The sequence below is a fragment of the Pseudomonas sp. RU47 genome (assembly GCF_004011755.1).
Taxonomy (GTDB): domain Bacteria; phylum Pseudomonadota; class Gammaproteobacteria; order Pseudomonadales; family Pseudomonadaceae; genus Aquipseudomonas.
In genome coordinates this window covers 4977059-4991570 of record NZ_CP022411.1, presented here as the reverse complement: position 1 = coordinate 4991570, position 14512 = coordinate 4977059, and the positions used below count along the sequence as shown (strand labels likewise).

General features: G+C 49.2%; 13 protein-coding genes and 1 pseudogene. 10 read left to right on the top strand and 4 right to left on the bottom strand.

Annotated elements, in window-relative coordinates; all coding sequences use genetic code 11:
• Positions 1 to 80: 80 nt before the first annotated feature.
• A complete protein-coding gene (locus CCX46_RS22760; RefSeq protein WP_127929405.1) occupies positions 81 to 1262 on the top strand; it encodes a CaiB/BaiF CoA transferase family protein in 1182 nt (393 codons plus the stop codon).
• 109 nt (positions 1263 to 1371) lie between these two features.
• Here the strand turns inward: CCX46_RS22760 and CCX46_RS22755 are convergent, their stop codons facing one another.
• Both CCX46_RS22755 and CCX46_RS22750 read right to left on the bottom strand, forming a co-directional pair.
• Entirely contained in the window at positions 1372 to 1866 is a 495-nt protein-coding gene (locus CCX46_RS22755; RefSeq protein ID WP_064391623.1) for a SprT family zinc-dependent metalloprotease, read from the bottom strand.
• Between the two features lie 127 nt (positions 1867 to 1993).
• Positions 1994 to 2596 carry a Yip1 family protein gene (locus tag CCX46_RS22750; RefSeq protein ID WP_016773629.1) on the bottom strand — a complete coding sequence of 201 codons (603 nt, stop codon included), beginning with the start codon at positions 2594 to 2596 and terminating at the stop codon, positions 1994 to 1996.
• Between the two features lie 289 nt (positions 2597 to 2885).
• Between CCX46_RS22750 and CCX46_RS30750 the strand changes: the two are divergent.
• The 5 genes and pseudogenes from CCX46_RS30750 to CCX46_RS22730 form a co-directional block, all read left to right on the top strand.
• Positions 2886 to 3014 (top strand): annotated as a pseudogene (locus CCX46_RS30750) (tRNA 2-thiocytidine(32) synthetase TtcA); the annotation flags it as partial.
• 313 nt (positions 3015 to 3327) lie between these two features.
• Entirely contained in the window at positions 3328 to 4416 is a 1089-nt protein-coding gene (locus tag CCX46_RS22745) for a site-specific integrase (protein ID WP_238704353.1), read from the top strand.
• A complete protein-coding gene (locus CCX46_RS22740) occupies positions 4413 to 6065 on the top strand; it encodes a hypothetical protein (RefSeq protein ID WP_127929404.1) in 1653 nt (550 codons plus the stop codon). Before CCX46_RS22745 ends, CCX46_RS22740 begins: the two co-directional genes overlap by 4 nt.
• The gene (locus CCX46_RS22735) at positions 6055 to 8349 is read left to right on the top strand and encodes a hypothetical protein (RefSeq protein WP_238704352.1); all 2295 of its coding nucleotides are present in this window, start codon (positions 6055 to 6057) and stop codon (positions 8347 to 8349) included. The genes CCX46_RS22740 and CCX46_RS22735 overlap by 11 nt, the downstream gene beginning before the upstream one ends.
• Position 8350: 1 nt before the next feature.
• The gene (locus CCX46_RS22730; RefSeq protein WP_127929402.1) at positions 8351 to 8770 is read left to right on the top strand and encodes a hypothetical protein; all 420 of its coding nucleotides are present in this window, start codon (positions 8351 to 8353) and stop codon (positions 8768 to 8770) included.
• A gap of 71 nt (positions 8771 to 8841) precedes the next feature.
• On the opposite strand, the gene CCX46_RS22725 is transcribed toward CCX46_RS22730, so the two are convergent.
• Entirely contained in the window at positions 8842 to 9048 is a 207-nt protein-coding gene (locus tag CCX46_RS22725; protein WP_127929401.1) for a helix-turn-helix domain-containing protein, read from the bottom strand.
• Between the two features lie 101 nt (positions 9049 to 9149).
• Between CCX46_RS22725 and CCX46_RS22720 the strand changes: the two genes are divergently transcribed.
• Both CCX46_RS22720 and CCX46_RS22715 read left to right on the top strand, forming a co-directional pair.
• The gene (locus CCX46_RS22720; RefSeq protein WP_127929400.1) at positions 9150 to 9737 is read left to right on the top strand and encodes a hypothetical protein; all 588 of its coding nucleotides are present in this window, start codon (positions 9150 to 9152) and stop codon (positions 9735 to 9737) included.
• Positions 9734 to 11134 carry a DEAD/DEAH box helicase gene (locus CCX46_RS22715; protein WP_127929399.1) on the top strand — a complete coding sequence of 467 codons (1401 nt, stop codon included), beginning with the start codon at positions 9734 to 9736 and terminating at the stop codon, positions 11132 to 11134. Before CCX46_RS22720 ends, CCX46_RS22715 begins: the two co-directional genes overlap by 4 nt.
• 594 nt (positions 11135 to 11728) lie before the next feature.
• On the opposite strand, the gene CCX46_RS22710 is transcribed toward CCX46_RS22715, so the two are convergent.
• On the bottom strand, positions 11729 to 11914 hold the full coding sequence (locus tag CCX46_RS22710; RefSeq protein ID WP_127929398.1) for a hypothetical protein: 186 nt from the start codon (positions 11912 to 11914) through the stop codon (positions 11729 to 11731).
• Positions 11915 to 12031: 117 nt separating this feature from the next.
• On the opposite strand from CCX46_RS22710, the gene CCX46_RS22705 reads away from it, so the two are divergent.
• Both CCX46_RS22705 and CCX46_RS22700 read left to right on the top strand, forming a co-directional pair.
• Positions 12032 to 12634, top strand: a complete 603-nt coding sequence (locus tag CCX46_RS22705) for a DUF4238 domain-containing protein (protein ID WP_158013189.1) — start codon at positions 12032 to 12034, stop codon at positions 12632 to 12634.
• A 912-nt stretch (positions 12635 to 13546) separates the two neighbouring features.
• Positions 13547 to 13843: a hypothetical protein gene (locus CCX46_RS22700; protein WP_238704351.1), complete on the top strand. Its 297-nt coding sequence runs from the start codon at positions 13547 to 13549 to the stop codon at positions 13841 to 13843.
• Positions 13844 to 14512: the final 669 nt, after the last annotated feature.

Genomic DNA, 14512 nt, shown 5'->3' with positions numbered 1-14512 from the left:
TCACACCCGCTGACATTTCCGGTGATTGCCGTGCGCGGTATCGCTGCCTAGGCTGAGTGCATCGCTTAAGGAGTTCGCCCATGTCTGCACCGCTGGCCTCACTGAAGATCCTCGATTTCTCGACATTGCTGCCGGGGCCGTTCGCCTCGCTGTTGCTGGCGGACATGGGCGCTGAAGTACTGCGCATCGAATCGCCGACACGCATGGATCTGCTGCGCGTGTTGCCGCCGCATGATCACGGAGTATCGGCCAGCCATGCCTACCTGAACCGCAACAAACGCAGTCTGGCGCTGGACCTCAAACAGCCCGAGGCGCTGGAGGTGGTCAAGCAACTGCTGGGCGATTACGACATCGTTCTGGAGCAGTTTCGCCCCGGCGTGATGGAGCGTCTGGGCCTGGGCTATGAAGCGCTGAAGGCGATCAACCCGAAGCTGATTTATGTGTCGATTACCGGTTACGGCCAGACCGGGCCGTACAAGGATCGCGCCGGGCATGACATCAACTATCTGGCGCTGGCCGGGCTTTCCAGTTACACCGGCCGCGCCGACAGCGGCCCGTTGCCGTTGGGCATGCAAGTGGCGGATGTCGCCGGTGGTTCGTTGCACGGGGTGATCGGCTTGTTGGCGGCGGTGATTGCCCGACAGCAAACGGGGCAGGGTACACATCTGGACGTGAGCATGACTGACTGTGCGTTCAGCCTGAATGCCATGGCCGGGGCCGGGTATCTCGCTTGCGGCGAAGAGCCTGAGTGGGAAGATCAGATGCTCAACGGCGGCAGCTTCTACGATCATTACCGCTCTCGCGATGGCCGCTGGATGTCGGTGGGCAGTCTGGAACCGGGCTTTATGCAGCAACTGTGTACGGCGTTGGGGCGGCCGGAGTTGGCCGCGCAAGGGCTGTCCCCAAAGCCTGAGCAGCAGCGGGCGTTGAAATACGCACTGACGGTCGAGTTTGAAAAACATGACTTTGCTGAACTATGTGAAATGTTTGCCGGGATCGATGCGTGTGTCGAGCCGGTGTTGAGTCTGGGTGAGGCGGTGCGCCATCCGCAGTTGCAGGCGCGGGAACTGGTGACGCAGGTGCCGCGCGCGGATGGCACGACACAGGCGCAGATGGCCTGTCCGTTGAAGTTTTCCGAAGCGTTGCCGGCGCCGCGGCATGTTGGCGCGGTGTTGGGGCAGCATACGGATCAGGTGTTGGCGGAGTTGGGGTTCAGTGCTGAGCGGATTGCTGAATTGCGAGCCTTAAAGGTAGTTGCGTAGCTCGTTCCCACGCTCTGCGTGGGAATGCATCCCGTGACGCTCTGCGTCACAGTGGACGCGGAGCGTCCATGGCGGCGTTCCCACGCGGAGCATGGGAACGATCAGGGAGTCATTCCACCCGCATCTCACCACTGAACACCAAAGTACTCCGGCAGCGCCGACACAAATACCGCCGCCCCTGCCGCACCAGACTATGGCGCTGCGCCGAAAACGGAAAATCGCTGTCGGCGCACGGGCATTTGTAGATATAGCGGGTCACGCTGCGGCGTTTGATTGCATAGGTGTGGCAGCGATCCGGTGGCAGTTCGTAAACCCCGCGCATGATCAATTGCCATTCCTCGCCATGCGGCTGGATACGGTCGCCGAACAGCTGATGGGCGATCAGGTGCGCAACTTCGTGGGCCACGGTCTGCTTGAGGAAGTGTTCGGCGTTTTCCCGGTACAGCTGCGGATTGAAGCGCAGCAGGTTCTCGTGCAGATGCGCGACACCGGCTTTTTGCCCGCGCAGCTTGAGACTGACGACAGGGCGTGGGAAAGAACGTTTGAAAAAGGATTCTGCGAGTTGGTAACAGTCTTCGACGCGGGTATTGAGTTGCTCGGGCATGCTTGATGGATCTCCAGAGGCGTTGAGTATGCCGCAACCCTGTGGACTTGCGAATCGCCGAGCTGCCGAATGGTCATCCGTGAAACGACAAGGCCGCCTTGCGGCGGCCTGTATTCAGCCTGTCGAGTCAGTTGGTGTAAACGGGACCTACGCCCAGTCCCCAGACGATCACGGTGAATGCCATGATGGCGACCAGCACTACCAGACCCACCGCGAGCACCGAGCTCGAGAACAGAAAACCCTCGTCCGACGGAATATTCATGAACGTCGGCAGACCCACATACAGCAGATAAACCGTGTAGCAGATGGCCGCCGTACCGACGATCATCCCCAGCCACATATGTGGATACAGCGCCGCCAGCCCACCGACAAACAGCGGTGTCGCCGTGTAAGTGGCAAATGCCACGCAACGGGCCAGGCTCGGATTGGCGTCATAGGTGCGGGCCATCCAGTGCACAAAGGCACCCATGACCGCGACCCCGCCGAGCATTGCCAGGTACGACATGATCGTCATCCACAGTGCGCTTTCAAAGGTGAGCATCACCGGTGCGCGGTTGCCGATCACCCAGCCAACCTGAGTAGTGCCGATAAACGCCGAGACAGCGGGGATCGCCGCCAGAATCAGCGTGTGGGTGAGGTACATGTGGCTGATGCTTTCCTCTTGGTCGCCACGGATTTCCTTCCATTCCTGATCGGGGTGGGTGAAAAGTCCCACTACGTGATGGATCATGCCAGTCACTCCTCTTGTTATTGCCATCGCCCCCCAGCGGAGCGCCTACGGGCCAAGGTGGCCGAGCAAATACAGGTCTTCAGATTGTGTGCGACCTTATGTCGCAGTATAGAAAGGTCTTACCCGCACAGGTATCAGGGGCTTAGAGCAAATCGCGCTGTAAACACGGGGCTTAATCGCCTTGGGGTCTGTAAAGATTGCACCCTTGAGCCACGATATCCTGTGCCCACAACGCCGGGGTTTTTGCGTAAAATGCCGGCCTTTCGGCACACCTCACGGATTTCGCGTCATGGGCACTCTTACGGTCAACCAGAACAAACTGCAAAAGCGCCTGCGCCGCCTGGCCGGCGAAGCGGTTGCTGACTTCAACATGATTGAAGACGGCGACAAGGTCATGGTCTGCCTGTCCGGGGGCAAGATATAAGCGACAAATATTTTGTAAAGCAAAGAAAGCTGGAAGCCGTCTCTTTAAGCCCCGCTGTGTAACACTCATATATCCTTTTCGTTTGACAAAGCTCGTTTCCAGACTAGTCTTTTCTGAACTAGTTATTGGACTAACTATTTTGTCAATCATGAAGCTCAGGCGATACCAATTCAACTCGTTGCCATTCGTGACCCTAGTGGATGACGCGGATTGCCCTATCGATCCATATGTTTCGTGTTATCTCAATGGTCCGTTGTCTTCTAAGTCGGCTAATACGAGATTTAGATACGCAAATGAACTGTTGTTCGTGCTGCAGTACTTTTCAGAAAAGAATATCGACTTGCCAGCACGGGTTGCATCGGGAAAGTTTATTTCGCTGAAAGAGTATATGCAGTTTTATGATAGTTGTTGTTTGCACAAAGGCGCATTTGATGCAGCTTCAAATGTGAAGCACTTTAGAGTAAATGATAAGCACCTGAGAAATATCATAGTCGCCAATCAGAAAGGTATGGCAAAGGTATCTAGCGAGACTTTGCAAGGTCGCGTCAGGCGTCTTAGGTGTTTTCTTGACTGGCTATTTGAACAGTTTCACGAAGTGCATGAGGTTGACGAAGTAATAAGCGAACAATTTGCTAAGCTGATTACTAAAATTAAACTGGATGAAGAAGGGCTTCGAAGAAATGGAAGCCAACAAGTAAGTGGTGCTGAGGAGTCGGTCCTTCCGGATGAGATTTTCCTGAAGTTGCTCGAATTGATAATGCCTTCTTCTCCTAATAATCCATTCAAAGCATCAAGGGTCAGAAATTATCTGATCGTCAATTTGCTAGTACAAAGCGGCATCAGAAGAGGCGCGTTGGGAAAGTTAAAAATTTCAGATTTCAATTTCTATGGTACTTACGATCAGATATCTATCTATAGGTCTGGAAACGATTCAACAGATCCACGCGCTGAAAAACCCAATCAAAAAACAAAAGCGCACTTGGCTACGGTTGAAAAAAATGTAATGCATGAAGTTGAGTTTTATATTAATCACATTCGTACAATATTTCCTCGCGCTAAATATCATGACTTTTTGCTTATCAGCGAAAATGATTCAAAAGGTACCGCGGGTCAACCGCTTTCTCTGAAATCAATCAATTCAATCTTTCAGAAAATTTCTACAGCATTGGGGGTTCGTGTGCATCCTCATATGTTGCGTCACAAGTGGAATGAAATATTCGATGAAAAGGGAGAGCGGCGTGGCATCAATCCAGTTCTTCTTGAGGATATTAGAAAATATGCTATGGGTTGGTCGCAAAATACAACCATGAATAATGTTTATAATGACAAGCGACTTGCATTGAAAGCGAGGGAGTTATCACTAGCACACCAGCATAAAGTAGATCAAAAAAAATGATTCGATACAAAAAACAGGAAGGAGCAAAAGCTAGCAAACAAAAAGCTTGTTTGGTTACGGCTAAATCTGGCCTGGTGGTAAATACAGCAGATGACGTATGGGTAATACTCCCAAATAATGGAAAAGGACATAACCTTTACGTAGGATGGGTACACTCATCGGGTATGCCAGATGATGAAAAAAATTTGATTTTGGATGTTTTTGTATATTACGTCCGAACCAAGGCTGCCAGCACAGCGTCCGGCATAAATACTAATGTGAAGCCATTTATGTCAGGTGGAATTCCTTCGTTAGACAGAATAAAGGCACTTTGGAGTGGGCTTAAAACAAACCAAAAGAAAGGGCTTAATCAATTTTTTGGAACACTCTCCAAACAAGGCTATAAGAGGTTTAAGGGATTTCATTCGTTTACTTCCACGCACTTGGATAAACTGCGTGTAAATGCACTCGATTCTTCCAGTGGGGCGTTAAGTGATAGTGAGTTTGATTCGTTGGCTAAGGAAATTAATCTTGGCCTTCAAGAGTTTAAATGGGGCGATGATCGAGAACTTCTCTTTTATCAGTCATCAAGGCTCTATGGTCGCCTTAGAAATTTAGTGACTAACAAATTATTGCTTTCGATTGTACGGAGGCCGATTCAAATTGCTCTTTTGAAATGGTCCGACTTGATTCCCTTAGGTGCAAGTTTTAATGATGCAGGGATTCGTGCTGCGGATGAAATTGGTGCTATGGGCGGACAAGCATTGCAGTTAAGAGTATTCATTGCAAAGTCTACAGGAATGAGCTTCTCGAGGGAGTGTCCCGAGCGCTATCCTATCTATGTTTCTGATGATCTTTCAAAAATGCTTATAGAATATAAGAGAGTAATGTTGGAAGGGCTCGTGATGTTAATGCAGTCATTGGAAGTCAAAGTGGACAAGTCCGAGCTATTGAATTTAATGACTGATATGCCTATGTTTCCTCATACTAGCCTTTTTGAAATACGTTTTAAGTCTATCGATTTTTTGAAAAGTCTTTTCACATCACGTTCTACGGCCTACCACGTTTCGGAGGGGGCTGTGACGAACGCAATGAGATGGGTATCGGTAACCTCTGATCGAACTGCAGATTGCATGGTCACTTCCAATAGGATTCGTCATACCGTATTAACTCGTGGCGCTCAAGATGGTTTGTCCGCTGCTCAGTTGGCAAAAATAACCGGTGTTACTGTGCCAGCTGCAAGGCACTATATAGACTTGGACTACAAATCCAGGCGGGAAATTGACTCCAAATATATCGGCAATGAGTTTCTGAAGAAGGCATTCAGCAGTAATGTAACGGTAGGTTCGGCAGATGACGAAACTATATTTGACAATCAATTCAATCCTATTGGCAACCCTAGAAACAAGCGTTCATGTACTACTTGCTCAACAATAATGGGGAGACCATTGGGGTGCTATGGGTGCCCAAATTTTCGCCCAATACTTGAGGCTGATCAAAGGTCGGTGTTAGAGCTCGCGGAGAATAAGCTTGCGGTAAATCTCAGTTCCTTAATCAATCCTCTTCACGCCCGAAGCATTGAAAAATTGGAGCGACAAATTGCTTGGGTTAAACTGACAATAGCCGTTTGCGATGAAAACCTTCCAAGGCAGAGCGCAATTGAAGATTAACAAGTACTTTGATCGATTAGAGTCGTTAATCGATTCATATCGTGACACCGAACTAAAACAATTTGAAGGGCCTGGTGGTAATGCAATATTTGATGATCTGATTTGGTACCACATTGACCCTAATACCGGACGCCGAACTAGGTATCTTTGCGGAGTACATGGGCGTAAGGGAAAGGGTAACGCCGGTAACCTACCCACAGATGCGCTTCCTTACCCCTATAGTCATCTGATAAAAGTGTGGATAATCGAAGTGGCAAATACGCATTTATCTGCCAGCGAAAAAAAAGCTCAAACGTCCGCAGCTAGAAAGCTATTGTCATTTATGGTGGGGGATCTCTATACCCAATCAGAGTCTACAATTCGAGAACTTAATTTAGGAATAAGATCTGCCGACCGTCTACGCCCGTTTTTTGATTTTTGCACTAGGAAGGGAGTAATGCGAAAAATTGACTTAAAGGGAAGTGATAATAGAGATAGAACTGGGCATGCTTCTTTAGATCACGCGTTGGAGAAATTACCGGATATCACGACAGTTCTCGCTCTGGGCAATATATTCTCATGTGTGTTTGAACATGTGGGTGAATGTGGATCGCTTCTCCCTGGTGAGAGCATTAAAATGCATGATGCCTTGGTTGTTACGTTTACCACCTTATCTCTGGCGTCACCTAATCGCACTTCTGCGGAAATACCGCTCCTTCCTAAACAGAAGCTTAACTGCCACTCCGAAGGAGATGGGGTACCAGTCTACTATCTCGATTGGATTGGAAGCAAAGGATATAGGAACAATAAAAATCATGTGCTTTCGGCGCTAGCTGAACCAATCACGAAAGCTACGAATTACTTTTTTAAGGCATGTGAACCGGCAAGAGTGTTATGTAGGTATTACGAAAAGCCTAACCAAAGCTTGAGCCGACTGCTCGGAGAGTTCGAAGTTGCGCCAGAACTAAAGCACAATTTGTCTTTGACCCAGCAACCCAATCTTTTCACGTTGGGTTATGCGTTAGGGTTTTATGGAATTAATCAATGCGTTCCGGTGCTGAAAGAAGGTGTTGATCTGACTTCCATTAACTGGACTAAAAGAAGTCAGTGCTTTGAAATGAAACAAATTTGGTCTTTGCGACCTGATGATCGGTTATCTGTATCATATACTGATTCTGCCTCTTTGTCCGCGCTACCGCTATTATTCGGATACTCTAATATGCCTAGGGTATTTATCGATAAAATCACTGTCACAGTAGGAGAGGTTCAAAATTGGTGGATTTCTTTTTACAAGGAAAATATTCTTCCAGAGTTTCCACTTTCATTTTCTAGCGGCGAGTCAAGTATCAATATAAAAAATGCAATGTTTTGCTGCTTGGGAAGCTGGCTTTATGGGAAATCATCGAAAGGAGGCACCGGTGGGAAAATATTTCAAAAGTCGAAGTATTCAGTAGTACCTCTCGCATCTCTAGGGAGCTCGGTGTCATCTCGAATTGGCCTTAATCGAAACATAAGGTCAATTTTTCAAAGTTACGGATTTTCCTCAGATTTAACGCTGTCCCCGCATAGTTTGCGACACTTATCCAATACCCTTGCGGATTTAAGTCGTATCCCGGTAGAAATAATAACTGCTTGGTCTGGTAGAAAAAATTCTGAGCAAACTCATACTTATATCCATACGGGCGACGACGAGAAGGCAGGCCGGGTGAGTGCGATAATGAATCCGCCCGATATCGACAATCGTTATATTAGGGTGGTCTCTCAAGAGCAGCTTACTAAAGCTACAAACCTACCGGCGTCGCTTACTTCCACGGGGCTTTGTACTCAAAATCTAAATGTGACTCCATGCAATTATTTGAATGATTTCGTCTCCCAGTGCTTTCTATGTCCAGAGACTTGTCACATTGCCGGCGATGTAAATGCTATAGAGTTGTTTGAGAAAGATCTATCGTTTCAAGTTGTGAGGCTAGAGTCCGTGGCAGAGGATCTTCGTCTATCCTCATCTCAAGCAATGAAAAAATGGTATGTTATACATTCTCGAAATGTTCATGTCCTTTCAATGTTGATTGATTTGATGAGAAGTTGTTCCGCAGGTACGACAATTCGTTACTCGAACAAAGACTCTGAATTCAAATTGATCGATTTAGATACGATGGCCATAAAAAGGGTTGCGTGTGCCCTCCCAAATTTTGAGGCACGCCTGAAAAGTTTGATTGAAGATGAAGGTATGAACGCTACGGCAGATACCAATCCTCAGCTACGCTCTCTTTTTTCGTCTTTCGGACTGTCTGATAAGGAGGTATGACGTGGTGGAACCAAAAATATCTGCCCAGGCGCAACGTAAGATAGAGATTATGCTGATCAAGTGGAAAGGTAAGCTTACTTGGGATGCGCTAGTGACAAAGGTTGAGCTTGAACTCGCAATAAAAACTACAAGACAAACTCTATGCACTTATGTGGGTATAAGTACATCGTACAAAAACAAAAAAGCGCAACTTCGAGGTGTATCACCTTCGCTCTATACAAAAATTACGGCTTCTGATGTGAAGTTGGATAAACAGATAGAGCACTTAAAGGCTGAGGTTGAGGTGCTGAAAAAAAATAATGCGGAGCAATTACGAATGATTGAAAGAATGCTTTTGAACGCGAATGATATTCCAAATCTAGATCTCTTTGCTTTAGTTAAGAAGAGGCCTGAGGAAATACAAGTGTTTAAGAAGTCCTAGACAACCAGGGTGATTCAATTTTATGCAGCGGTTAAGTGTTGTGTTGTCTAATATGATCTTTTAAATATTTTCTACGGTAATAGGTCTGCTGGGCCACATTCCAGGCTTTCGGCAATTTGGTATAACTTTTCGACCGTAATATTGACTTCGCCCCGCTCAATTCGGCCCATGTAGCTTCGGTCAACTTGGCAAATCAGAGCGAAGACGTCTTGCGATAGACCTTTTGCTTTTCTCGCTTGCCTGATCTTTTTCCCCAATTCTTTCGCCAGATTCCCCATAGCCGCCTCGACACACATGAGGAAAGACTATCGAGCGTTTGCGGACGAATCGGCCACGGACTATAATCCGTATTTTTGTTAAAGATCATTGAGGCGCCTGCATGAAACAAGATTTATTCGAATTCGACAGGCAGCTCCATTCTCTGCTTTGCGAGCATTTTTCTGAGGAATTCACGACCCGCCAGTTGAGAGACGCGTATGCAGCTCTCCTTCCTCCCTCAAGCTTTCGGCTCGCGGATGTGCGCGTCTATGTTTATGAACAAATCCGCAGGCTAGTTCGCGTTGGCTGGGCGGAGACGGCAGAGCAGCGCCAGAAGCGGGGGCAAGTGTTTCGTTTGTTGGATATGCCGCAACGGCTGCAGCTCGTACTGGTAGATGGGAACTTCTCCAAGAGCGTCGATTCGCTGGATGTTCTCGCAGATGAGGGAAGAGAAAGACCATGCCCTTCGTCTAACCCAAGGGAAGAGCAAGACGACCAAGCCCGCCTTCAAGTGATGCTGAAGGAGACCCGGCTTGATCTGCTCTCATCCTTGGGCGAGACCGAGCGCTACAAGCAGTTGTTTGAGGAGATCCCACATCTGAAGGGGCGTCTTGAAGGGGTATATATAGAAGTCCGTGACAGGAGTTCAAAGCTACTTGGTCACGTTCGTGCAATCGAGAATACGCTTAAGGCGATTTCTGCCACATGAACTCCACTCTCAGGGTATGGCAGCACGACTGCATTACGTTGGCTATGCAGCACTTCACCCAGCAACCTCATTTTTTTTGCCAAGCAACTCCCGGTGCTGGCAAGACGAAAATGGCAGCGGAGTTGGCCAGGCAATTGCTTCAGCAAGATAAGATAGATCTGATTCTCTGCTTTGCTCCGTCACGGCAAACAATGGATGGATTTCAGAGAACATTCTCCGCCGCTCTAGGGAAGCGCCTGGATGGATTGATAGGTGCCGTCGGAGCTGTTTGCACGTATCAAGGGATGGAATATCGAGACGCAGCGTTCTGGAAGCTGTTCGACGACTATAGGGTGTTCGCAGTTTTCGATGAAATCCATCACTGCGCCGGCCATGACTTGCTGTTAAGCAATGCATGGGGTCAGCAGATTGTGCAAAGGATTCAAGATCGCGCCACCTTCACTCTTGCGCTCTCGGGGACACCCTGGAGGTCTGACCAGAAGGCAATAGCGCTTGCTCGATATTCTCAACCAGACGGGGTGCTGATCTGTGATTACCGATATGGCCTGCAGGAGGCAATCGCTGACGGCGTATGTCGGTCACCGCGTATCGTCGTATTGGATAACAACATGGTGAGATTAACTGAAACGCTATCCACAGAAGGCACCGTCACGACGTATCCGAGTATTGCCAGGCTACTTTCTGAGTCACCCGTGTCTTATGAAGATCTGCTTTTTCATGACGATATCCTGCGGCAGATTCTGTTTTTAGGGTGCACAAAGCTTCGCGAAATCCGTGAACGACATCCGGAAGCCGGGGGGCTGGTGGTTGCGACAAACATTGAGCACGCTCACCGCATAGCTGACCTTATGCGTGCTCAGGGGGAGGTTTGTCAGGTCGTGACCAATAAGACGCCAAACGCGCAGCAGGTCATCAATGATTATCGACATGGTGGCTGCACTTGGATTATTGCGGTTGGCATGATCAGCGAGGGGACGGACATACCGAGGCTGCAGGTTTGCTGTCATCTAAGTCGTATACGTACCGAACTGCACTATCGCCAGGTCTTGGGCAGAATTCTTAGGCGCTCAAGTGATGCGGATGGAAAAGCTTGGCTATATGTTCTCGCGGAACCAGCGCTCCAGCAGTACTCGGAGCGTTTGGCCGATGATTTGCCCGATGATCATGCCGTATTGAGTGTCGTACGAGCTTCGCAGTTTGAGTGCGACGACCAGATTAACGACCATCCAGAAGATCCTAGCGGCATTGAGATCTCCATTTTAGGAGGTTCAATGGGCGGAGCCTTTTCCCGAATGGGGAGCGATCACGCAATTTCGATTCTCGGCTCATCTGAGCCTGCATTGTATGAACTCAACTTTTCACAGCACTACCGAACTCAGCTTCTGAGCGTGTATTGAGAGCATGAACTCATTAGCATGACTGTGGTTGGAAAGGTTCAGCTTCGGCTTCACAGTTCACCGACCCAGCGGACACAAAATGCCGGTTCCCCAAAGTTAATTTTGGTAGTGGCAGCACTGCGTTGGTGCCAATGCGAGAAACCTCTTTGTGCGAAAACAGAAAAACAGACGTAAGAAAGTGCAATTCATCAAAGCGTTGATGGCCATCAAAATCAATCAAGAAGCACGTCAATTGCTTGAAAGGCGTTCAGCTCGCGCGAGTCGATTTCTGAATGGGATATCGATCGTCGGAGATAACTCAGAGTCCGATGGCTGCGAAGCACAGGGAAAATACATGCGTGAGTGTTCAACCGTGGATGGGAGTATGGGGGCTAGCTATCGTCGATAGTTATCATTCATTTTAAAGGAGGCTGCCCGTAAGGCGCCGTGATGTTTAGCGCCCACCTGACGATGTGAAGCTGGTCATGTATCAACCCTAGCCTCTGGAAACCTCTATCAATGGACCTACAGACCCACGAAAACCACTACGTACCAATCTGGTACCAGAAGCGTTTCCTTCCTGCGGCTGGTGCCCAGTTTTTCTATCTTGACCTGTCACCCACCATCTATCGGAAGGAAAATCGTGTCCCCAAGAGCAGCTTCAAAAAAACTGATCTCTACACTACCTAGCCTGGCTGACAGCCCAATGATGAAATAGAGCGCTTGATTTTTGGAGAAATCGACAATTTTGGGGCTGTTGCGATTCGTCAACCGGCCGGTGGTCAGCCAGAGGAAGTTCATGAAGCGTTTACGCCTTTTTTCAAGTACCTCGGGGCACAGAAGTTACGCACACCAAAGGGTCTAGATTGGATCAACGCGCACTACTCGTAGCTTGATCAGTCCGGGCTAATGAGAGAAATGCAGCACCTATTGACACTGAACTTGACCATCTGGAGTGAAGGGGGTCGTGAGATCGTCTCCGCGAAAAAGTCGGACGTTAAATTCATCATTACTGACAATCCTGTCACCCTCTACAATGCGGCCTGCCCTCCAGAGGTGCCGACGTGTCGCTACCCAAATGAACCGTCCGTGCAATGGAACGGGACGCAAACGATTTTCCCTCTAGATGCCGAGCATTGCCTAATCCTTAGCCACCTCGATTACGCGAAGCAGACAGAGGGTGTCGACCTGTTAGCCGAGAGACAGAATGCCCGCAACTTCGGAAAAAGCTTGGCTCGAACGGATGTATGGATCCGTTCCAGGGCACTGTCCCGAGACCAAGTGCTGGCAATCAATTACCTTCTAAAATCTCGCGCCTGCAAACATGTGGCGGCGCCTGTAGAGGATTGGCTCTACCCGGAACGAGAATACGCCGGTGATTGGGGCCAGATTGGGGAAGTGCTTCTCCCGCCAGCTGACGAGCTTTGGCATTTCGGCGGGGAAATGTTCGTTGGTTACGAGGATGGCTCGACCCTCTACCAGGACCCGTACGGCGTACTTCAGGCAGTAATGAGTATCTGAAGAAATCGCCGCCCTCGGATTTCATTGATGGTGAAGCCGAATGCGGTTGCGGTAGCGGGTATTCGTTTACAGCGTGTTGTAAGGATATTACTGAAGCGCATCGGCCTGCCTGGTCTGTTGCAAGCATTCGAGAGCGGAACCTAATGTTCGTCGGTAAGGTGAAAAACGTCCTTGGATTGGACAGCGGCAAAAGCTGGGGCGACGTGCGAGCAGAACTCAACGATGAGCACGTCACGCAAATTTATCGGTAACCGGATGAAGCTCATGATCATGGTGTTACTGAAGATCGAACTCAATGAGCTGTCGGTGAAAGCGGAAGCAGAGGTTAACGCTGAATAATCTTGTCCCTATTTGCGAAAGGTTCGGCGTTGCACTGCAGAGCCGTGGTTGAAGTAGGCATGACTAACGACATGCCTCAGCCCGCTTTCTCGCTTTACCAGGCATTCGATCAAGGTGAATGGTTCCGCAGTAACGACCCACCGGAGAATGACCCCCAGTGAGAAATACACGAAGCCGGTGGTCGAGGAAATAATGAGTACCCTTAGATATTAGCGATGTGCTGCTAACGAGTCGCCGTCGAAAGTGTCAACAATGCTTCGAAAGCATTTATTTATGTATCCATGATCGAAGTAAGTTGTGTCGTGATGCACGAGTTAAAATGTAAAGAGGGACGGGGATGGGGATGGACGAATCTTATTGATCGGCGTAGCGGGGTGAGCGCGAAACAAGATAAAAGTTGCGTTTGATGTTGTTTCTCATGTGTGAAGTTATTTCAGAATCGTCTGATGGTGGCTGGCCGGAGTGTCAACTTAAACTATTTAGTGGAGGGAAGGTTCCGTTTTAATGGTAAGCGCTATTTTATTTTAAATGCGAACCCCCCTGTGGGCACTCTGCCGGCCACAGTGAGTAAACATGAATACAGACGACACTTTTTTGAAAATCAACCGCAGGCGCTTGCTCGGACTTGCAGCCGGAGCCGGTTTAGTTAGCCTTCTGCCCAGGCAGGTGCTTTCGGGTTCGCCGGACTGGGTAATTGCAGGCCAGACTGCATCGAGGGAGCAGGTGCGCTACCCGGAAAAGACCGGGATGATTCTGATTACCGATCGACCGCCGCAACTGGAAACCCCGCTGCATTTCTTTCGTCAGGATCTGACGCCCAATTCGGCCCATTTTGTGCGCTGGCACTTGTCAGGTTACCGACTGAAGTAGATACGCGAACCTTCCGTTTGCGTCTCGACGGCCTCGTCGACAATCCGTAATCGTTCACTCTCGAACTCCCCATTGACGCAGGGTGAAACCGTCATTGGTCAAGCGATTGCCCTTGGCTTGAATGGTGGTTGGCACGTCCTTGTACATGAACTTCCAGCGATCAAGGTGAAATCTGCGAGCAGTTGAACCAGACAGTTGTGTTGCAGGTCTCTAGGGGGCTGTGGTGCGCCGTGCTGCTCGAGATACTGTGGAGAGCAGCCGACTATTGTCTATCGGCGCCAAGGGAGCGGGCGATCAGTGAACTGTCCGGGAGGTCGCCGAAACGGATCGCTATGTCTGAGCCTGACTCGACAAAGACCAATTCGGTCGGTGAAAAACAAGCGAATGCGGACATGGAGGTTTTCGCTGATAAAGCTATCGACCCGTTGGCTGATCCGCTATCGGCCAGATCGGTCGGGTAGGTCAGTCCGATGGTGCCCAGCAAATCACTATGGCCGTTTTTAATCATGCAGTCACAATCTAGGCTTGAAAACCCTCTTGAACGACGTAACGCATCACGCGCTAAGTCGATAAAAGACTTGGAGGGACAATGATTTTCACAGCAAGACGCCGTGTTGAATCTCCAGTTGACTGTCAAACCGATGCAGGCCGTCATGGTTATGCCGGTAG